Consider the following 19776-nt stretch of genomic DNA (forward strand, 5'->3'; position numbering starts at 1 on the left):
TATGTACAAGCAGCTATACTTATGAATCAAGTGAGATAATTCCTTGATGGACTATCGGAACGATGGGATAGGTATCTATTTGCAGACAATCACTCACGTCATCCCATTTGTCTATATCTTTTAAACGTCGAGAAGATCTACTTTGCTTTAATAAAGAAAAAGAGTTTTGCTGAATGTGTTGAAATGTATTTGCTAACAGGAGTCCTGCATCATCTAATTTGACATTATACTCAGATGAAAGAATTAAAGCCAGATACCCTGCCGCTGCACTATCTTCTAAGGAAAAATCTCCTCTTGTACCAGAGCAAAAAATCACAATATCTTTGTGAAAACTAGCAGCTTTCTGGGCACATGCTTTGCTATTTACAAAAGCTCCTATCAACAAATGATCAGCTGGACTGGATAAAACGATCGCCTGTGTCCCGTTTCGAGTGCGAAATACAATTGTTTTATCTTTTACTCGATCGTTTCTATATTCACTCGGAGAGTTGCCAAGATCAAATGAGTCGGGCTTTAAACCGTTGTCCTCTCCTGCAATGATTACATTTGAACCTTTGTGCGCAAGCGCTTCTTCTAATTTTCGCACAGGGATAATCTCTTTTGCACCATGTGCCATTGCTGTACAAATGCTAGTTGTAGCTCGGAGGATATCCAAGACAATTACCGTTTTACCTTGAAAGAGGTCGGTGTAATCACGCTCTTCTGGATAGAACAAAATAGTTAGATTCATTTCAAATCCCGCCATAATTTTATTGTATCTGCGCGCAAACCATGCCTTAGAGCCTCTACAGCCATTGCGTCAGCAGGGGCGATATTTCCTAGGTTTACTTGAGAGCCTATGATTTTCATTAAGGTTACTTGTTGCGATTTTTTTGGAGTTTCCCAAATGCACTTGTTACTATCGATAGATTGATGCAAATTTTGGACATAGTTCACATCAACATCGCCCTGTTCATTGAAAATCCCTATATTCTCACCTGTTTCACGCCCCTCTAAGATAACATAGGAAGCACCTGACTCTACATCTGATTGAAATTGATTGATAAAAGAGGAAACAGAGGTAGTACTGCCTGCGTCCTTTTTTCCAATCTCTGTGATAACTTGGAAGTTTTTCTTTTTCGCTTTTTTGATGTAGTAACTTCGTTCTTCGGCTTGATACTCCACAACACCATTGGAAATTTCCACCCATTTAAAACCGAGTTCTTGCAGCCAATCGAGGTAGTTTTCGATTTGTTTTTCTATGTGAGCAACTTCAAAAAAAGTCCCTCCAGGATATAGGTTCACACCATATCGCTGCGCCAGTTTTAATTTTTCTTTAGCAATATGTTCTGGGGTTAGAGCTAATGTTCCAAAACCCAACTTGATGAAATCAATGTAAGGAGCAGCAAGGCTCAGCATGTCTTCAAATGCATGTAATCCAAGTCCTTTGTCCATGATCATAGTGACACCATTTGTTCTCGGCTTGGTTGTTCGATTGGTATAAGTCCAATCAACCATCTGTATCCCCTCCCTTTTGTTTCTATTGTAACGCAAAGGTAATAAACATGATTCGTTCTTAAGAAGGATGAAGCTGTTTTTTGATCACAAGGATACGAGATCGTTCATCTTTTCCATGAATACGTTGAGGTCGGTGAATGAGAAACAAGCAGAGTAAAAGTGCGAGTACAATCAAAGCTGAAGTACCAAAATAAAGAAGATAGGGTTTTTTAGATAGAGCGCCAAAAACAGGAGGACCAAGCGCGACACCAAAGAAACGAACGCTGCTATACAATGCAGTAATGATACCTCTTTCTTTTAATCGTATTGCTGAAGTTATCATCATATTGAGACAAGGTAAAATCAATCCTGCACCTATCCCGATCACTGAAAATAAGATAATCAACAAATAACGATTGTCAACCCAAGGAACTGCTAATAAAGGTGTACCTAGAAACAATAGGCCTATTAAAATAAGGTGTTTCATTTTACCAATTTGATCCTTGATATGACCACCGGTGAGATAAGAAGTAGTGCAAAGAGCTAAAAGCGGTATTGCTAGAAACAATCCTTTTTTTACTCCCACAAAGTGATATGTATTCTCAAGTGTATCCGAAAGTATAAATAATGTGCCAAACATGGTGAACATCGTAATAGCACCAACATAAAAAGCAACACTCAGCCATCTGCCATGTTTATGAAAGATATCCTTAATGTGATCCATATAAGTATGAAAGGAAGGAACATCTTTCACTTTCTTTTCATTAATCAACATCCACAACGCAATCGCAGTGGGGACACAGAGGATAGGAAAAATGAAAAACATAGCATACCAACTGATAAGCGAAATGACTGCTCCTAAAATAGGGCTGAGTACTTTTCCCATACCATTTGCGGCTTCGATGGTGCCCAGTGCTTTGCTTCTTTGTGCTTTATCAAATAAGTCACTAGTGAGAACCATTGCGATTGGTGCTGTTCCTGCTGCACCTATTCCTTGTATTACCCTTGTCCATAAAAGAAGTCCAAATCCTCCTCCGGTGATAGCTACAATTCCTGATAAAATCCCACCTATTCCATATATAAATAAACTGACAATAATTACTTTTTTCCTCCCGATCCGATCCGCTAAAAATCCTGCAATAGGAATCATCAAAGCAGCAGGAAAGGAGAAGAGAGTGATCAAAAGTCCTACTTTCGATGAACTGATACCGTATACGTTTTGAATCGTAGAGAAAACAGGAATAAGCATAGAGTTTCCAAGAACCATGATGATGGGAATACTACATAAAGTTGCTAAAGTTCCTATGCCAGCTCGCTGGACTTTTTTTTCTGTAGACATATCGAGCACCTCAATTGAAATATCGCTTGGTTCTATTTTTTGGATATTTCTATTTTATATGCATCGTGAATTGAAGAATCTTTTATTGGTGAAACTAATCCTAACTTGAAAATGAGAAGGGATGGAAACCAATGTATGATCGTCTTCGTAGAGAATTATCTTATGTGGAGGGGCTTTTAGAAGGATCATCAACTGGTAACAGTCCAGATGCAAAAGCGCTCTTACGACTCATTGGTGTAGTAGATGAATTGGTAGAAGCAGGTCAAAAGTTAGATGTTCGTCAGACAGAACTAGAAGAATATGCAGAAGCAATTGATGAAGATCTAAATGATTTAGAGCTTCTTGTTTATGATGATGAAAATGAAGAAGAAGATGATAGTTATCTCATCACTTGCCCTGAGTGTGGAGAAGATGTAGCAGTAGACTTGGAAGACTTAGATGATGATGAAATAGAATTACTCTGTCCAAACTGTCATACTACCCTTTCGATTGAAGATGCTAGTGATGTGGAAGAAATTGCAGATTTGGATGATTGAAAAAAAGAGCTATAAGGGCTCTTTTTTATATTTTTTTGTGTTTTCAGAATAACTAAAATTATGATACAATAAATATGGAATTATAATCAAGACAGTTAGAATTGGTTATAGGTAAATAAAACTCCCTATGAAAAACTCATTAGGGATGTTTTCTTTGTAAGAGGAGAGGGGAAAGTATGGCATTTGTAGATCTTAATCTGGTAGGAGAGGCAATACGGAACTATCGAAAAGAAAAACGGCTTCGTCTCGAGGACTTGGCGGATGAGAATATATCAGTATCAACAATCAGTAATATTGAGCGAGGCTTTGCACATGTGAAACAAGAAAAAGTAAATTATTTGTTACACAAGCTAGGGATTGATATTGCAGATCTTACGGTGTTGGAACAAAATTTACAGAAGAAAGATGAACACATTTCGCTGCAGTTAACCGCAATGGAATCTTGGATTGCTTGTAATGAAGAATCGAAAGCGCTTACAGAATTAAACAGTATAAAAGTATCTGATCAACATCATTTTGCTGCAAAAGTAATGTTTTTGAAAGGGAAATGTCATCATCGTTTAGGAGAATGGAAAAAATCTGTACATGCATTTTATGAAGCGATTCGCTTGAGTCGTATGCAAGAAGAGTCTAGTTTATTAGAAGCTGCGTGTTATGATGAATTGTCTCGAACTGCATTTGGACAAAATGATCTGAACCAAGCACTGGCCTATGTAGAAAAAGGGTTGTTGATCATTCGAGAACAATCAGATATAAAATTTTCTCTTATCCGAAATAAAGCACTTTATTTATTCAAACAATCCAAAGAAGCAGAAGCATTGAAGCTGATGAAAGATAATTGGCATTTATTAGTGGAGATAACAAAGATTGATTTGATTCTTGGGTTTTATCAGATACGTGTAAAATTACTATTATCAACTGGCTTATGGGAAGAAGCCCATACATTTGCAGAGGAAGGTATTGATTTAGCAAAACGAAATGAGCAATACGATGCACTTTGTGTACTCTGGGGCGATCTTGGGAAAATCTATGCTAGTCAACGTGATTATACCCTTGCAGAAGTATGTTTTCGTACATCACAAGTTTTTGAATATCATGTAAAGGACAAATCAGCGCTTATTTCCGCGTATACATTTTATGGGAAATTGCTTCAAGAGCAAAAAAAGTATGAAATGGCAGGTGCGTTATTAAACAAAGCTATCTCATTAGGAGAGAAAAACCATGAGACTAGTGATCTAGTTCGAGCTTATTTGGCAATGGGACAAGTTCAATTGGCAAATGATGGAGCAGCAGAAGCGATGGATTACTTTCATAAAGCTAGAAATTTAGCGACGGAACATCATCTGCCAACGTTAGCATATGAAGCTATTTTTCAAATTGCTAGAGTATACCAGGAGATTGACTCCGATAAATTTATTGCTTGCACAGTGGAAATGTATGAAATGCAGATGGTCATGAATAGTGGAAAATAAGAAATGATACCCATTGTCTAATGGGTAATTTTTTTGTGCTCATTTCCCTCCATCGAAATAAAGAACAAAGACAAGCTGCTAACTATCACAAGCAGTTTTTTTCTTTTCTTTAAGCATAAAGGAAACAAGCCTACCATAAGCATGTGGTAAAACAGATTTGAGTGGGAATTGAGGTGTGGTATGGATTTAAAACCAATCTATCAAGTATTACCTCTATCCATTCGTAATCGGATTCAATCACTTCCAAGAACCATATTATCTGGTTTAGAAGAGGTGCGAATTCGACAAGATCGACCATTAGAGGTAATCGCATCAGGGAAAAATTGGTTCGTGAGTAGTAATCAACAATTAAAGTTAGATCCAAGAGATTGTATTCATCCAACTCGTGAAGAGTGTCATAAACTACTCAATTTGATTAGTAATCATTCGCTATATGCATTGGAAGAAGAGCTGAGATTAGGATATATCACGGTGGAAGGTGGGCATCGGATTGGACTAGCTGGAAAGGTAATCACAGAAGGCGGCAGAGTGAAACATGTTAGAGATGTAACAGGTTTTAATATACGGATAGCAAGGCAAATAAAAGGTGTTGGGTCTGCCTTGTTTCCAATCATCAACCAAAAAGATGAGATCAAAAATTTGCTGATTGTTTCACCGCCAGGATGTGGAAAAACTACTTTGCTTCGAGATCTTGCGCGTTTGGTGAGTACTGGCGAAGGCTGTACCGCAAGAAAAGTAGGAATTGTGGATGAACGCTCCGAGATAGCAGGTTGCGTTACAGGTGTTCCGCAACATGATGTAGGCGCACGTACGGATATTTTAGATGCTTGTCCGAAAGCAGAAGGTATGATGATGCTCATTCGGTCCATGTCACCAGAAATTATCGTGGTAGATGAAGTAGGTAGGAAAGAAGATGCAGATGCGATTCATGAGGCGATCTATGCGGGTGTTCACCTGTTTACAACCGCACATGGCAGTTCCATAGAGGAAGTGCGAAAAAGGCCAATTTTAAAAGATTTAATCGAAGAAGGAGTTTTTGAAAGAATCGTCTTACTTAGTCGTCGGTCAGGTCCGGGTACAGTGGAGGCTGTATATGATGGGACTTGCCAGCTGCTGAGGACTGCTGTTTGCTCAAGCTAGTTGGATGTATCCTTCTTCTGTTCGCTACTACTGGCATAGGTTTTATCCTAGCCGGGAAATTGGCTGCTCGACCGAAGCAAATTCGTCGTCTTATCAGTGCATTATCCATTCTCGAAACAGAAATTCACTATAGTTCTAGAAATTTATCTACCGCCTGTAGTCACATTGGTGATAGAGATATAGAAATGATCAGTGAATTGTTTCGTCAAATGGCGCTGCGTCTTACCACAATGGATGGTGCGGCTACTTATGAGTGTTTGAAGTTGGCTGTACAGGATTGGTGGCCAACTTCGGCAATGAAAACGAGCGAAAAAGAAGTGTTTTTGCAATTTTGTAAAACACTAGGGAATTCAGATCGTTCTGATCAACTTACACATCTTGCTTTAGCAAAACAAAATTTGCAAGTGGAAGAGCAGAAAGCAAGAGAAGAACAATTTCAGTATGAAAAGATGGTCCGAACATTAGGTGTTCTTGCTGGAGCGCTCCTGATTATCTTGTTGTACTAGGGGAGGTCCAAATGCCATATAACGTCGACACTGTATTCCAAATAGCTGGGATCGGAATCATTGTTGCTATGATTCACACTGTTTTAAAACAAATGGGAAAAGAAGATTTTGCTCATTGGGTTACTTTATTTGGGTTTGGCGTTGTTCTTTTTATGATCGTCATGCTATTGCAAGATTTATTTACAACCATAAAAAATGTCTTCTTGTTCCGGTCGTGAAGAGGGGGCGGTCCGCTTGGAGATAATCCAGGTGGTGGGGCTTGGGTTAATTGCTACTTTTTTGATTTTGGTGATAAAAGAACAAAAACCCGTCTTCGCCTTTCTTTTGGCTACTGTAACAGGCATCATTATTTTCATCTCGCTCGCTGGAAAAATAGCAGGAATTGTAAAAATCTTAGAACACTTAGCGGTGCAGGCTCATGTCAACCAACTGTTTCTTACTACTATTTTAAAAATAATCGGGATTGCATACATAACTGAATTCGGGGCACAAGTGACACGAGATGCAGGTCAGGGATCGATTGCGGCAAAGATTGAGCTATCAGGTAAGATACTGATCATGGTAATGGCGATTCCTATTATTACTGTCATAATAGAGACCGTCATGCAGATTTTACCAACATGAGGAGGATGTAAATGCAAAAAACGATTAACCTCCTCCTCTTTATATGTTTTTTTCTCTATCTATCAGAAGGAGTTGCACAGGCCGCTACCGAGAATGAGGCAACTCAAAATAATGAGAGTTTAATTCGCTCTCAATTAAATCAGATGCAACTTTCCGAAGTAGAATCGTTTTGGTCACAACTACGATCAGCCTATGGGCAATATTTTCAAGAAAAACAATTGCCCAGCCTGATGGAACTGTTGACCAATCAGAAATCTATCACATGGAAAAGTGTGATGTTAGCTTTTGCGAATTATTTTTTTCATGAGGTTCTGCAAGGAGGAAGATTGCTGGGAAGTATTATCGTTCTTACCGTATTTAGCATGATCCTAGCAACCCTGCAAACCGCCTTTGAGCGAAATCAAGTGAGTAAAGTTGCGTATGCTGTTGTATTCATGGTGCTTATCGTACTAGCAGTTGATAGTTTTTCTGTTGCAATAGCTGCTGCAAAACATGCAATCGGTGGAATGGTTGATTTTATGTTAGCGCTGATTCCATTGTTATTAGCGCTTTTAGCTACAATGGGCAATGTTTCTTCTGTCACTTTTTTTCACCCTCTTATTGTTTTCATGATTCACATTATTGGAACTATTATTTACACAGTAGTCTTGCCACTTTTGTTTTTCTCCACGATTTTGCACATTGTTAGCAGTTTATCTGATAAATACAAAGTAAATCAGTTGGCTGATTTGATGCGAAAAGTAAGTGTAGGTGTTTTAGGGGTTTTGTTGACTCTTTTTCTAGGCGTGTTATCTATTCAAGGAGCAACAACTGCCATTGCAGATGGCATAACGATAAGAACTGCGAAATATATTAGTGGTAACTTTGTCCCAGTAGTGGGGCGAACGATAGCAGATGCAGCGGATACTGTCGTTGGAGCTTCGTTATTAGTGAAAAATAGTGTGGGACTAGCTGGCGTATTTATTTTATTGATGATCTGTGCGTTTCCAGCTCTGAAGATTTTAACCTTGAGTTTTATTTACAACTTCTCAGCTGCAATCATGCAGCCTCTTGGTAGTAGTCCTATCACTGCTAGTCTTTCCACCATCGGACGTACACTCCTTTATGTGTTTGCTGCACTTGCTGCTGTGGGCTTGATGTTCTTTCTAGCAATTACGATTGTGATCACATCTGGAAATCTATCTATGATGATAAGGGGGTAAGCGAATTGGAGTGGATAACGGATTGGATAAGACAAATTGTTCTGATCATTTTTATCGCTACTTTTATCGATTTGCTACTCCCTAGTTCATCGCTAGAACGTTATGTCAAATTAATCATGGGCTTAATCATTATCGTTTCCATTCTTCAGCCAGTCTTTCAATTGATATGGACCGAGGATAAATGGTCTAAACTTTCAGCTCTAATTGCACCTGCTTTTGTAAGTGATCAGTATACGTCATTAGAGAAAATCCAAAAAAACAGTACACAGTTGACGCAAGTGCAGCAAGAAGAGACAAAAAAACAATTTCAAGATTCCATCTCCACTTGGATAAAGAAACAAGTCTCTCAAAAGTATCATGTAAAGGTGGTGAGTGCCAAAGTAACTGCCGATTTTAGGGAAGAGATCCCTGTTATTCAAAGAATAGAAGTACAAGGAGTAAAAGCAGATAACCATACCACAACAGGAGTAGTAAAACCAATCGAACCAGTAGAATTTGATCAAGACAATACCAAGCTCCAAAACACAAAGCAGGATACCAAATTGCAGCAAGATGTTCAGTATTTTATTGGAAGTGCTTGGAACTTAGATGCAAAACAGGTAATAGTTCAAATTCACAGCCCTTAAGTAGGAGTGAAGGACATGCTCCAAAAATGGTTACCAAAACAGAAAAAATGGCACTATCTCATTTTGATCGGCTGCGTAGGTGTTGGAATCCTGCTTTTTTCCTCCTTTTTGACTACACAAGAGGAAGATGCGATATCCAATCCACTTGCAGCTGAAAAAGAAAAAACCAAACCAACCAGCCGGGTGGAACACAATGGCATGCAGGGTTATGAAGAACAATTTGAAACAGAGCTATCCTCTATTCTCAGCAAAGTAGTGGGAGTAAGTGATGTATCAGTTGTTGTTAACTTAGATTCAACGGAAGAAGAGGTAGTACAGTCGGATACGCGTGAATCTGAACAGACGACTAACGAAGCAGACACAAAAGGTGGATCACGTTCTGTCAATCAAAACAACGTAGATAAAAAAACTTCCGTTTACCGGACTAATCAAGGAGAACAACCGATTGTGATTAAACGCTTGAAACCAAGAGTAAGAGGGGTGCTGGTGGTAGCTCGTGGTGTAGAAAATTTGCAAGTGCGTGCACTGGTGATCGAAGCAGTACAACGGATTTTAGATGTACCGACATATCGAATATCTGTTTTACCTAGAGGTTGAGGAGGAGATAAGAATGACAATGAACCGGCAAACGATGTGGCTTGTAACTATGTTAACTGTAATGGTTGTATTATCTGCTTACTATATCGTCACAGGACCAGATCAACCAGCAGGAACTGCAATTCAGAATATTGATGAAATGGGTAATTTAAAAAATGATCAAGTACAGGTAGATATCAAATCACTCGAAAAACCAGCAACCGTAAAACAAGAAATAAGTGAAGCAAGTGATTATTTTGTCAGTTATCATATGCAGCGAAATACAACACGAGAAAAAGAATTGGAGAAACACTACCAGGTTCTGATGAATCCAACTTCTTCCAAACAAGAGTTAGAAACAGCGAATGCAAAAATCGAAGAAATGAACAAACTGGATAAAGCAGAGACAGCATTAGAAGAACAAATTCGGGAATCAGGTTTTCGAGATGTGGTCGTAATCCAAGAAAATAACCATGTGAATATTATTGTACAAAGTAAAGATTTACCAAGAAAGAAAGCAGTAGAAATCATTACGATGGCACAAAAACATATGCAGGTCTCAGCAAGTCAAATCTCTGTCGCATACAAAGCCTAAGAAGCGTTAACCATAACGCTTCTTTTTTTATACATAATGGAAGTGATAATTTTGTTAAATATTTGAATTTTCCTTTTGCTCCATTTTACTTCTTATCCTGCCTAATGAGACTTAATATTCATAACTTACCGTCTACATTAATGGGAATATATAGTATTCTAGTAATAGTAAGTGCATGAAGGAGGGAAGCAATGGACAAGAAAAAAGATTCGGTTAATAAATCACTAAATGATAAATTAGCCAAATGGTTGAAATTAGCATCACTTGTTCTCATCTGTACAATTGGCGGCATTATCATTTACCAATATGCGCAAACTTATGCACAATCTTCTACTAAACTGCGATTACAAACTAGCTTAGTAGAAAATTCTGTTGTTATTAGAGATGTAAAGAAAGAGATGATGGATACTCTTCCGTCACAGAGTGTGGAGAAGGAATTAGACGCAGGTCCTATATCTTACAAAGATATAGAGCAACTATCCAGCATTGCTAATCAAACCTCGACATCAGAACAAAATATACAAAACTCACCAAAAGTAGAATCAACATCAAATTCTTCTGAAGTAACCTCTTCTACACCAGCAGTAAAACAAATAAGTTTTGGTAGCTATGGAACAAGTATTGTACCTAAAACAAAACCAAAGCACCCAACCTCTAAACAGAAACAGAAACTAAAACCGAAGCAAACATCAAAACCGAAGCCAACACCGAAACCAAAGCCGAAACCAAAACCGAAACCGAAACCAGAACCGAAACCAGAACCGAAACCAAAACCAAAGCCAAAGCCAAAGCCGAAACCAGAATCAAAGCCAAAGCCGAAACCAGAATCAAAGCCAAAGCCAGAGTCCAAAGACAAAGACAAAGGTAAGAAAGACAAAGGTAAGAAAGACAAAGGCAAAAAAGACAAAGGCAAAAAAGACAAAGGCAAGAAAGACAAAGGCAAAAAAGGCAAAGGCAAGAAAGACAAAGGCAAAAAGAGCAAAGGCAAAAAAGACAAAGGCAAAAAAGACAAAGGTAAAAAGAGCAAAGGCAAAAAAGACAAAGGCAAAAAGAGTAAAGGCAAAAAAGACAAAGGTAAAAAAGACAAAGGCAAAAAGAGCAAAGGCAAAAAGAGCAAAGGCAAAAAGAGCAAAGGCAAAAGCTAAATCAAAAAACCTTGCATCATACTAAAAAAGACATTCATTTTTGGGCTCATCTATACCATTTTGTTCAAATGGCAGAACTTTTGTCTAATAAAAGTGGCAATGGAATCATTTTTAATCAAGATACCAAATTCCCTAGACACATCTGAAGTTAAAATCCGCAGATAAATTTTTTAATCTTTCAAAAATAATATTGGTAAATATTGTGAGCTAATAGATATAGAGACTCAAGATAATTTCTTGGGTCTCTAAGTGTGTAAAGTTACAAATTCTAGTGCTCTGGTGGATCGCAGTTTATTATAATTATACCCCCCTTTCCATTAATTTTTTTCTAATTTGAAATAACCGTACAGTATGCTTTTGGAATTCGATTTCATCAGAAATCTCCTCAAAGCAAATACATAAATTAGTCAAAAACTCGGATTTTTTAAAAAGAAAATTATTTTGTTAGGCAATTTCCTCGGCTTGTTTATATAGATTGATTGCTTCTGTATACAGCTTTTGCTGAATACACCACTGTCCCATTGCCTTAAAGGTTCAGTCAGCGTAAGATCATCTTTATGTCCTTTGTTAATATCAATGGCATCTTCGATATATTGTTTCGCATCTTGCAATTTGTTTTGTTGAATCAGTAATGTTCCAAAATTATTGGTCGGATATCCAGTGCTTTGAAAAAATTATGTCCCGGGAAGCAATGCAGTCTAATAATGTCCATGTTTAATGGGATAACCTACTGCCTTTTCTAACAAAATACGGTAGTTGCTTTTTATAAGATGCATCTATTTTGGAAAAAATAATCATAGGAGATATATGATTTGTTTGTGGAAATAGCACTATGGAGATGAAAAATGAGTAAATATTCAATGATTAAACTAGAGACTCAATAAATATTCTTGAGTCTCTAGTTTGTACTGGTCTCTAGCCTTCGGGATCACCTTCATATAAGTTAATCTTCATTTATAATACCTCCTTCCTCCATAGTTTTGATCTTTTGCCTGATAAGATAAGACTTTTCTGTATAGGTTAGAAATTCTTCTCGTTTCCCTATTTTTTTATAACAAGTGCATATATCATCTATCACTTCTAATTTACGATAGATTAACTTATAACGTACTGCAAGATGATAACTTTTTTCAAAATAGGAAATAGCTTTGGTATAGGAATCTTGGGCGAGATAAGTATTGCCAATTGCTTTAAGTGCATCCATTTGTCCAATTATATCATCATTTTTAATGCTGATTTGAAGAGCTTCTTCAAGATATTTATTTGCAAGTAAAGGATCACTGGTTTGCAAATAGAGCCTGCCTAAATTCATGAAAGTAGGGATCAATAGATATTCTCTTTTTATTTTTGATTGTACATCGAGAGCCTGTTGGAAATATTCTTTTGATTCCTGAATCTTCCCTTTATTTAGAAATATATTACCCATTGTATTCCAAAGTTGCAATAGCCTATCAAACTCTAAGTTTAACCAAGCGATATTTATGCCTTTTTCAGCAAATTCTATCGCTTTTTCGGTCATTCCGATTCTATTCCATACATTAGCATACATTTCATAATACTGAATAATAACGGATAATCTCACATGTTGAATCATATTTTCTATGTTTTCAAACTCGGATATGCTTTTCTGAAGTTTTTCCAAGGATTCAATTAATTTTTCTTGCTTATTTAACTTATCACTATTCATTTTTTCTAGATATACACACCTATTTAGTAATAGGAAGTATTGAAAATATAATCGTTCTCCACCATTATAGAACGATTGCAATGCAGTTTCGATGAGTTTAAGTGCATTTTTAAAATTGCTTTGAAAAAAAGAAATTCTAGCTAAGTCATTTAAGCAAGCAGCTAAGAGATTAGATTTTTTTAACTCATGATCTTCTTGAATGTGCTCTTCAATTAAAGAAACTGCTTCATTTAAGAATTTGTCTGCTTGGGACAACTTCTTTTTTTCTAAATAACATTTCCCCCACAAATAGTATGCATAAGGCTTAATATTCTTTTTATTTTCGAGTACTTCATTTTCATTAAGTATATAAAGTTTCCGAAGAGCTTCGTCTGGATCAGCAGAAACAAGCAACTCAATTTTTTTCAGCTCATGTTTAACTCTTTGGACTCTTTTTTCTTCTTCAGTTAAAAGACCAAATATATCTTCTTGAATCCCCAAAACATTTGCATAAGAAATCAGATTTTCTTCCTTAACCCTGTGATTTGCTAGTTCAATGTTGCTAACAGTTGAAACAGATAAACCAGATATATTGGCAACATCTTCTTGTCGAAGACCAAGCTTTTTCCTTGTTTCACGAAAAATTTCTCCCATTTTTTCTTTGTTGAAGCTTGGAATAGACATGAAAATAATCCTCCTATGGTTTATTCTTACAGTTTTCATTGATACTTTTATAATTGGATAGATAAATAGTGAAATCCTCTTAATCGGATAAATATTATTAGAAAATACACTAAATATATAAATTTGTAATTTATTAGTATATTGATTAGTATTAATAGTACTTAAGGATTTCACATTCATCTTCAAAAGATAGCCTTAATTGATGAAGGGCGTATTGTTGTCATTTTTTAATAATTAATTTCAACTTATTTAACAATTTGTTAAGTAACAGAATGCACACCTGTTAGGAGATGAAAAATGAATTTAAAGAGGCATTAGTAGCAGGGTGAAAATTAGCGGAATATTTTGTTTATTATTGTAGGGAAGGGGAGCACTGCATTTCCAATCATGCAAAGATAAGAGAAGCTCAAATACAATCTTCTATTTATTGAATCCAACTGTGTTCTCCTAAAATATGGTCATCTAAATTTGAAACTTGCCATGAAAACGATGAATTTGTTAAAGATGGAGAGGCTTTTGATTTTTATTAAAAGTATTTCTTTAGAACTAAATCACAGAGTTTATTAGGGAGAGGCAGATGATATGGTGAACAAAGAAAATCAGATTTTACCAATGGATGATGCTCTGAAAAACTTACTAACTCTGGCATTGGTAAAGTATCAGAGAGAAATCGAAGAGAAGATTTTGGTACAGAAAAGCCAATTAAAAGCAGCATTATTCACTGAAAGAAAGGCTCAAATACAGAGGGCAATAAGAACAATAAATCCTGTTAACAAAGATTTATTGCCTTCAATAACCATAAAACAAACAGAAACAAGATGAATACTTGGAAGTTGATGTTAAAAAGAATTCTTTTAAACGCACAAGATCAAAAGAAAAGATTCTAGTTTGTTTGGAAACAAGCAATGGGACACACTGCCTATGCATGAAATTCGTGAAACAATGTCCAATGGAAAAATAGTGATTCATGATAAAAGCTTTTGACCTTAAAAGGAAAGGAGACTACTGGTAAGTGAACATCTATGAATCTACTCGATCAAATATGAAATTAAGTCAGGCGTTATAATTAGCGGAATATTCAGTTTATTCATGTGGAGAAGGGGAGCACTACGTTCCCTTGATCACTAAATTAAGAGAAGCCAAAACACGATCATCTAATATTGAAGCCATCTATGTGCTGCTAAAATATGGTCATCTAAATTTGAAACTTACCATGGAGACAATGAATCGTGTAAAGATGGAGAGGCTTTTTAGCTTTATTAAAAATGGACAAAGCAAATGATGTTCTTCGATTTCATTCTGCCATTACAACCTATGTTTTTGCAATTGAACTGAGGAAGATTAGAGAACAAGAACGATATTTGTTGCAATTGCTTAGCTAGTTGTTATTTTAAAGAGTTTGTATTTCGAGTCCAAAAGTAGGTGTTGTACATGTCAAATCATCTTTATGCTCTATTGTACAGATTAAGGTTTACTCCTAGATGGAGTGGAACATATTGCATACATACAGAGGATGTGGCACAACATAGCCATTTTGTTTCACTTATCGCTCATGCTTTATGTGTGATTAAAAAAAAGATTTACAACGAGGATGTAGATGTTGCGAAAGTAATTACATTAGCACTTTATCATGATTCCTCAGATGCCATACTAACCCATGTTATTGCTCCAGTAAAAAGACATGAATCTGTGAAAATATCTTTTCAAAAGTTGAAAGGAATAGCCAACAATGAAATTACTAGAATGGTTCCTGAAAAAATGGTTTCTGAGTATCTCGCTATTTTTCAAGAGGCAGACGAGAAAACCATGAACATTGTAGGAATTGCTGATCAAATTGATGCTTATTGTAAGGCAAAGATAGAAGTTAATAAAGGGAATAACGACTTCTATCAGATCTATGAAGAATTAGAAAAAGAAATACAAAATCTTGCTATTCAACAGCCTTGCGTACGTTATTTTCTAGAAAATTTTCTCCCTTCTTTTTTTGAGAAGAGATTAACATATCGATATCTATAGGAGTGGATATAAATGCCTTGTTGTTATTTAGACAAAAACAAAATCAAATTGTTTGATGAGCAAGTAAAAAGTATTGTTAACCAAATATGGTTAAGTCCAAGTGAAGTAAAAGAACAAGTAAAAGAGCTGTTTGGAGAAATGTTTGATATTGCTTATCAAGAGATTATCATTTCAGGAGAAACAGATAACATAACTTGTTATATTGTCTTATTAGACAAAAGTGTAATTGTTTTCTCTCCATCTCAAGATTTAAGATCGAATGTGTTATTACAAAGATATAATCCAAATTGGCATCAAGGGTTAAACAATACTATTTCATGGTATACCTTTGAATATAGTGAAAAATTACTGGAACATTTGAAAATGCCCACTATGCTTCTTATTAATTTATGTGTGATTGATAACTTTCCCATTCCTAGATTGAATCTAAGTATAGGAACCCTTGCTTCTTATCTAAGGAAACAACAAGTAGCACAAGTTCATATATTGGACATGCAAATGGGGATTACCATTGATGAGATAGTGAAGGAAGCATTAAAACTTCAGCCAAACCTAATTGGTATGAGTGTTAATTTTGGTCAGAAGTTACTAGCATTTTCTATATTGGATAAGTTTTTTGAAGCAAAAAAAATGAAAAAGTTGAATTCACTTATTATAGCTGGAAATGTGATTCCTTCATTCAATCCAGAGCAGTTCTTTAATAAGTATCCAGAGCTACTAATTTGTGATAAAGAGGGAGAATATACACTACGAGATTTATCGCTGTATATTCGTGGAGAAAAAGAATTAAGAGATATCAATGGTATATCGTACCTTAACTCTGAAACAGGACGAGTTGTTCATAATCAAGCTATGACTGTGAATATGAATGAAGTTCCAACACCAGCTCTAGATACACTTAAAGATGTTGCCAAATATAGAGGTGCTCTCACTTTGGAAACCAGTAGAGGATGCGATTATTCACGTTGTACTTTCTGTCCAAGAGATCACAAGCTAAGGTCTTGGAGACCATTATCTTCTGAGAACGTATTAAAACAAATCAATGATTTAATACGTTCTGGTAATGAATTAGGGATCAAATCTCATATTTACTTAGCTGACGAGGAGTTCATTGGTGAATTACCTGATGGAAAGGAAGCAGAACGGGTAATACAATTTTGTGAGGGCATTTTAAAACGTCCAGATACTATTCGTTTCGACTTAGCAGCAAGAGCAGACTCCGTATATATCCCTAAAAATAGTGTTGATTGGAACGTTGAAAGATTAAAAATGTGGCACTATTGTGCTCGGGCAGGAGCAGATCGGGTATTTATTGGGGTTGAATCGGGATCAGAGGCTCAATTAAAACGTTATGGAAAAGGAACGAAACCAGAGCAAAATATTATTGCATTAAGGTTTTTAAGTGCATTAGGTATTCAATTGAGAATTGGTTTTATCATGTTTGACCAGCTTATGGAGGGATTTGACGATATTCGTGAAAATTTAGCTTTCTTGGAGCGAACGGACGCATTAATGAAGCCAGTTGATATCAGTGAAATGTCCTATGAAGAATTATATGATCGACTTTTGTATGATGAAGACTTCATTAATGAACATAAAACTGGACAACCAGTCTATTCTATTGTTTCGTATATGCTTGCTTCGATGGAAGTATTGACAAATACACCTTATTCCAGAATGGTAAAACTTACTGAAAGAAAGAAAAATGTATCCCTCATTCAAAATGAAGGAAATCCTGACACCAATATGGGGAGATATACTATTCATTTTCTGGATTATAAAGTCGGTGAATTAAGTTTGGCTTCTCAAATGTGGATAGACAGTAACTTTGGAATCATGTATTCCATTAAGAGCTTATACAAAGTAGCTAACCCGATTGAAAAACAAAAATACTACGATTACATGAGAAGACACAGAGAAATTAGTCAGTATCTTTTGAAGTATCTTGTGTTCACAATTGATCCAAGGTCTCAAGAGGAGAACTCTTTACGTGAATTTCTTCAAAGAGAAAAATTAGAAGATTTATTAATTTTAGAACAGAGTCCTATAAAAAAAGAGTTGAGATTTTGCATTCAAGCCAGCCTATCTAAATGGCAGCAATTAATGGCTAATTTAGTTATTGATATTCAAAAAGATTTAAGGGACAAGCAATTAACAGATAGTATGGATCAGAGGTTATCCAGATCAATAGAACGTTGGTTGCAAAATCAAGGGAAGTGGACTCTTATTAATAATCCAGAATTAATCTAAAGGTGGAATTTTATGAAGTATCGAAGAGTTGGAAGATCTGGTTTGAAAGTAAGTGAATTAAGTTTAGGTAGCTGGCTAACCTTTGGTGGTTATGTGTCTGAAAATGATTGCCTTGCAACGATCTTTAAAGCATTTGATTTAGGTGTTAATTCTTTTGATACTGCAAACGTATATGAAAGGGGTGATGCAGAACGTATTTTAGGAAAGGCGTTAAGTGAATTTCCTAGAGAGTCCGTTGTATTGAGTACAAAAGTGTTTTGGCCTATGGGGAATGGATGCAATGATTGTGGATTGTCTAGGAAACACATCATCGAGCAATGCAACAGTAGTTTGAAACGGTTGGGTGTAGACTACATTGATATTTACTATTGCCATCGGTTTGATGAGGAAACGCCTATCCTTGAAACATTAATTGCTATGAATGATCTGATTAGACAAGGTAAAGTATTGTATTTAGGTGTTAGTGAATGGACAGCAGAACAAATACAGCAAGCGTGTGTTTTAGCAGACCAATATTTGTTAGATCGGATGATTGTAAATCAACCTAAATACAACATTTTTAATAGAAATATTGAATCTGAAATCATTCCGATGTGTAGTGAACTAGGTATTGGTCAAATCGTATACTCACCATTAGCTCAAGGAGTTTTAGCTGGCAAATATATGGATGGGGAAGAAATCCCTATCAAAAGAATATCTTTACCCAAACTGATTAATGAGAAAAACAGACGTATTGTTACAGGATTAAAAATCATTGCTGAACAAGAAGACTTATCTTTGATTCAATTAGTATTAGCATGGACACTTCGTAATAAAAGAATAGCTAGTGCGATTGTGGGAGCGAGTCATCCTGAGCAAATAGAGCAAAGTGTAAAAGCTAGTGGTATTGCACTTCAAAGAGAGACAGTGGACAGAATAAACAAACTATTGGTAAAATAGCCAATAATTTATATGAGTTCTGGAGATGATAGTAATGAGTAAAGAACGATTTCATGCACCTGTAACAATCCATTTGTTTTTTATAAAAAATGAGGAAATACTTCTTCTTCGTCGTTATAACACGGGATATGAAGACGGGAACTACAGCGTAGTTGCTGGACATCTTGATGGAGGGGAAACCGTTAAAGAAGCTGCTATTCGTGAAGTGAAAGAAGAAGCTGGAGTAAATGTGACAGAGAAAAATGTAGAAATAGTTGGTGTCATGCATCGTAAAGCAGGAGATGAGCGAGTTGATTTCTTTGCGGTTGTAAAAGATTGGAATGGAGAAATTCAAAATCTCGAACCACATAAATGTGATGACTTGCGATTCTTCCCATTAAATAATTTGCCATCAAATGTGATTCCGTACATTTCAAGAGCTATTGAAAATTATAAAGAAAATAGATGGTTTGATAGTTTTGGTTGGCAAGAGAAAAAATAATTGCATAACTCATAATACATAAAGAGGGTCTTATAAATAGTCCCTCTTTTGTTTTTTAGATTCAGTTATAGAGTGGAATTATCGATATTTTTACTATTTTCGAGTCATAGTGCTTCCATAACTAGATCAAATCCCATTTAAGAAGCGTTCTCTACAACGCTTCTTTTTTTATAGAACTTCTTCTCTAGCTCCAATCAATGTGTTTAGCGTAGGATTAGAAAAAAACATCAATATACCTTGACAGGAATATTCCCTTTAGGTTATATTATAAATAGATTATAAAAAGGAATCGCAATTAGAGATTTAATCATACGAAAACTTCAAAAAAAGATTGTTTCAGGGGGATGACTGATGTCAAACAAAACGATTACCAAAGTAGAAGGTTCAGAATTTATTTTAGAACGTGTATTTGATGCGCCGCGTTCATTGGTGTTCCAAGCATACTCAGAAGCAGAACATCTGAAAAAATGGTGGGGACCGCGCGGATGGATACTTACTGTTTG

The 19776-nt window shown here is 36.0% G+C and carries 20 protein-coding genes and 1 pseudogene; 17 read left to right on the forward strand and 4 right to left on the reverse strand.

Annotated features, from left to right (window positions below):
* Positions 1 to 19: 19 nt before the first annotated feature.
* The 3 genes from GSM42_RS15635 to GSM42_RS15645 are packed head-to-tail and all read right to left on the reverse strand — an operon-like array spanning position 20 to position 2815.
* Positions 20 to 730 carry a 2-phosphosulfolactate phosphatase gene (locus tag GSM42_RS15635; protein ID WP_160802466.1) on the reverse strand — a complete coding sequence of 237 codons (711 nt, stop codon included), beginning with the start codon at positions 728 to 730 and terminating at the stop codon, positions 20 to 22.
* Positions 727 to 1497, reverse strand: a complete 771-nt coding sequence (comA, locus tag GSM42_RS15640; RefSeq protein WP_160802467.1) for a phosphosulfolactate synthase — start codon at positions 1495 to 1497, stop codon at positions 727 to 729. The genes GSM42_RS15635 and comA overlap by 4 nt, the downstream gene beginning before the upstream one ends.
* 58 nt (positions 1498 to 1555) lie before the next feature.
* On the reverse strand, positions 1556 to 2815 hold the full coding sequence (locus tag GSM42_RS15645) for an MFS transporter (protein WP_160802468.1): 1260 nt from the start codon (positions 2813 to 2815) through the stop codon (positions 1556 to 1558).
* Positions 2816 to 2946: 131 nt separating this feature from the next.
* Between GSM42_RS15645 and GSM42_RS15650 the strand changes: the two genes are divergently transcribed.
* The 11 genes from GSM42_RS15650 (at position 2947) to GSM42_RS15700 (ending at position 11237) form a co-directional block, all read left to right on the forward strand.
* Positions 2947 to 3351: a CD1247 N-terminal domain-containing protein gene (locus GSM42_RS15650; RefSeq protein WP_160802469.1), complete on the forward strand. Its 405-nt coding sequence runs from the start codon at positions 2947 to 2949 to the stop codon at positions 3349 to 3351.
* Between the two features lie 176 nt (positions 3352 to 3527).
* Positions 3528 to 4823 carry a helix-turn-helix domain-containing protein gene (locus tag GSM42_RS15655; protein WP_160802470.1) on the forward strand — a complete coding sequence of 432 codons (1296 nt, stop codon included), beginning with the start codon at positions 3528 to 3530 and terminating at the stop codon, positions 4821 to 4823.
* Between the two features lie 180 nt (positions 4824 to 5003).
* On the forward strand, positions 5004 to 5963 hold the full coding sequence (gene spoIIIAA, locus GSM42_RS15660; protein WP_160802471.1) for a stage III sporulation protein AA: 960 nt from the start codon (positions 5004 to 5006) through the stop codon (positions 5961 to 5963).
* Positions 5951 to 6469, forward strand: coding sequence for a stage III sporulation protein SpoIIIAB (gene spoIIIAB / locus GSM42_RS15665; RefSeq protein ID WP_160802472.1), 519 nt, complete (start codon positions 5951 to 5953; stop codon positions 6467 to 6469). Before spoIIIAA ends, spoIIIAB begins: the two co-directional genes overlap by 13 nt.
* Positions 6470 to 6480: 11 nt before the next feature.
* Positions 6481 to 6687: a stage III sporulation protein AC gene (gene spoIIIAC / locus GSM42_RS15670; RefSeq protein WP_160802473.1), complete on the forward strand. Its 207-nt coding sequence runs from the start codon at positions 6481 to 6483 to the stop codon at positions 6685 to 6687.
* Positions 6688 to 6703: 16 nt separating this feature from the next.
* Positions 6704 to 7093 carry a stage III sporulation protein AD gene (gene spoIIIAD, locus GSM42_RS15675; protein ID WP_160802474.1) on the forward strand — a complete coding sequence of 130 codons (390 nt, stop codon included), beginning with the start codon at positions 6704 to 6706 and terminating at the stop codon, positions 7091 to 7093.
* 11 nt (positions 7094 to 7104) lie between these two features.
* The gene (spoIIIAE, locus tag GSM42_RS15680) at positions 7105 to 8295 is read left to right on the forward strand and encodes a stage III sporulation protein AE (RefSeq protein WP_160802475.1); all 1191 of its coding nucleotides are present in this window, start codon (positions 7105 to 7107) and stop codon (positions 8293 to 8295) included.
* 5 nt (positions 8296 to 8300) lie between these two features.
* Complete coding sequence (gene spoIIIAF / locus GSM42_RS15685) at positions 8301 to 8921, forward strand: stage III sporulation protein AF (protein WP_160802476.1); 621 nt, start codon at positions 8301 to 8303, stop codon at positions 8919 to 8921.
* 15 nt (positions 8922 to 8936) lie between these two features.
* Positions 8937 to 9518, forward strand: coding sequence for a stage III sporulation protein AG (spoIIIAG, locus tag GSM42_RS15690; protein WP_160802477.1), 582 nt, complete (start codon positions 8937 to 8939; stop codon positions 9516 to 9518).
* A gap of 13 nt (positions 9519 to 9531) precedes the next feature.
* Positions 9532 to 10092, forward strand: a complete 561-nt coding sequence (locus GSM42_RS15695; protein ID WP_160802478.1) for a SpoIIIAH-like family protein — start codon at positions 9532 to 9534, stop codon at positions 10090 to 10092.
* A gap of 191 nt (positions 10093 to 10283) precedes the next feature.
* On the forward strand, positions 10284 to 11237 hold the full coding sequence (locus tag GSM42_RS15700; protein WP_160802479.1) for a hypothetical protein: 954 nt from the start codon (positions 10284 to 10286) through the stop codon (positions 11235 to 11237).
* Between the two features lie 943 nt (positions 11238 to 12180).
* Here the strand turns inward: GSM42_RS15700 and GSM42_RS15705 are convergent.
* The gene (locus GSM42_RS15705) at positions 12181 to 13587 is read right to left on the reverse strand and encodes a helix-turn-helix domain-containing protein (protein WP_160802480.1); all 1407 of its coding nucleotides are present in this window, start codon (positions 13585 to 13587) and stop codon (positions 12181 to 12183) included.
* 582 nt (positions 13588 to 14169) lie between these two features.
* Here GSM42_RS15705 and GSM42_RS15710 point away from each other — a divergent pair.
* From GSM42_RS15710 to GSM42_RS15735, 6 genes and pseudogenes are all read left to right on the forward strand, one after another.
* Complete coding sequence (locus tag GSM42_RS15710; RefSeq protein ID WP_160802481.1) at positions 14170 to 14409, forward strand: hypothetical protein; 240 nt, start codon at positions 14170 to 14172, stop codon at positions 14407 to 14409.
* A gap of 609 nt (positions 14410 to 15018) precedes the next feature.
* Positions 15019 to 15603, forward strand: coding sequence for a 5'-deoxynucleotidase (yfbR, locus tag GSM42_RS15715; protein ID WP_160802482.1), 585 nt, complete (start codon positions 15019 to 15021; stop codon positions 15601 to 15603).
* A 12-nt stretch (positions 15604 to 15615) separates the two neighbouring features.
* Positions 15616 to 17853: a B12-binding domain-containing radical SAM protein gene (locus GSM42_RS15720; protein ID WP_160802483.1), complete on the forward strand. Its 2238-nt coding sequence runs from the start codon at positions 15616 to 15618 to the stop codon at positions 17851 to 17853.
* Between the two features lie 12 nt (positions 17854 to 17865).
* Complete coding sequence (locus GSM42_RS15725) at positions 17866 to 18792, forward strand: aldo/keto reductase family protein (RefSeq protein WP_160802484.1); 927 nt, start codon at positions 17866 to 17868, stop codon at positions 18790 to 18792.
* Between the two features lie 34 nt (positions 18793 to 18826).
* Entirely contained in the window at positions 18827 to 19273 is a 447-nt protein-coding gene (locus GSM42_RS15730) for an NUDIX hydrolase (protein ID WP_160802485.1), read from the forward strand.
* 351 nt (positions 19274 to 19624) lie between these two features.
* A pseudogene (locus GSM42_RS15735) lies at positions 19625 to 19776 on the forward strand (SRPBCC domain-containing protein); the annotation flags it as partial.

This window comes from Shimazuella alba (assembly GCF_009831235.1).
Taxonomy (GTDB): domain Bacteria; phylum Bacillota; class Bacilli; order Thermoactinomycetales; family Thermoactinomycetaceae; genus Shimazuella; species Shimazuella alba.

Bases quoted from the DNA above. Each gene is read 5' to 3' on its own strand.
- GSM42_RS15725 (WP_160802484.1), top strand. From the start codon at position 17,866: ATGAAGTATCGAAGAGTTGGAAGATCTGGTTTGAAAGTAAGTGAATTA.
- GSM42_RS15710 (WP_160802481.1), top strand. From the start codon at position 14,170: ATGGTGAACAAAGAAAATCAGATTTTACCAATGGATGATGCTCTGAAA.
- yfbR (WP_160802482.1), top strand. From the start codon at position 15,019: ATGTCAAATCATCTTTATGCTCTATTGTACAGATTAAGGTTTACTCCT.
- GSM42_RS15700 (WP_160802479.1), top strand. From the start codon at position 10,284: ATGGACAAGAAAAAAGATTCGGTTAATAAATCACTAAATGATAAATTA.
- GSM42_RS15705 (WP_160802480.1), bottom strand. From the start codon at position 13,587: ATGTCTATTCCAAGCTTCAACAAAGAAAAAATGGGAGAAATTTTTCGT.
- comA (WP_160802467.1), bottom strand. From the start codon at position 1,497: ATGGTTGATTGGACTTATACCAATCGAACAACCAAGCCGAGAACAAAT.
- GSM42_RS15730 (WP_160802485.1), top strand. From the start codon at position 18,827: ATGAGTAAAGAACGATTTCATGCACCTGTAACAATCCATTTGTTTTTT.
- spoIIIAE (WP_160802475.1), top strand. From the start codon at position 7,105: ATGCAAAAAACGATTAACCTCCTCCTCTTTATATGTTTTTTTCTCTAT.
- GSM42_RS15635 (WP_160802466.1), bottom strand. From the start codon at position 730: ATGAATCTAACTATTTTGTTCTATCCAGAAGAGCGTGATTACACCGAC.
- GSM42_RS15655 (WP_160802470.1), top strand. From the start codon at position 3,528: ATGGCATTTGTAGATCTTAATCTGGTAGGAGAGGCAATACGGAACTAT.
- spoIIIAA (WP_160802471.1), top strand. From the start codon at position 5,004: ATGGATTTAAAACCAATCTATCAAGTATTACCTCTATCCATTCGTAAT.
- spoIIIAG (WP_160802477.1), top strand. From the start codon at position 8,937: ATGCTCCAAAAATGGTTACCAAAACAGAAAAAATGGCACTATCTCATT.
- GSM42_RS15650 (WP_160802469.1), top strand. From the start codon at position 2,947: ATGTATGATCGTCTTCGTAGAGAATTATCTTATGTGGAGGGGCTTTTA.
- GSM42_RS15720 (WP_160802483.1), top strand. From the start codon at position 15,616: ATGCCTTGTTGTTATTTAGACAAAAACAAAATCAAATTGTTTGATGAG.
- spoIIIAC (WP_160802473.1), top strand. From the start codon at position 6,481: ATGCCATATAACGTCGACACTGTATTCCAAATAGCTGGGATCGGAATC.
- GSM42_RS15695 (WP_160802478.1), top strand. From the start codon at position 9,532: ATGACAATGAACCGGCAAACGATGTGGCTTGTAACTATGTTAACTGTA.
- GSM42_RS15645 (WP_160802468.1), bottom strand. From the start codon at position 2,815: ATGTCTACAGAAAAAAAAGTCCAGCGAGCTGGCATAGGAACTTTAGCA.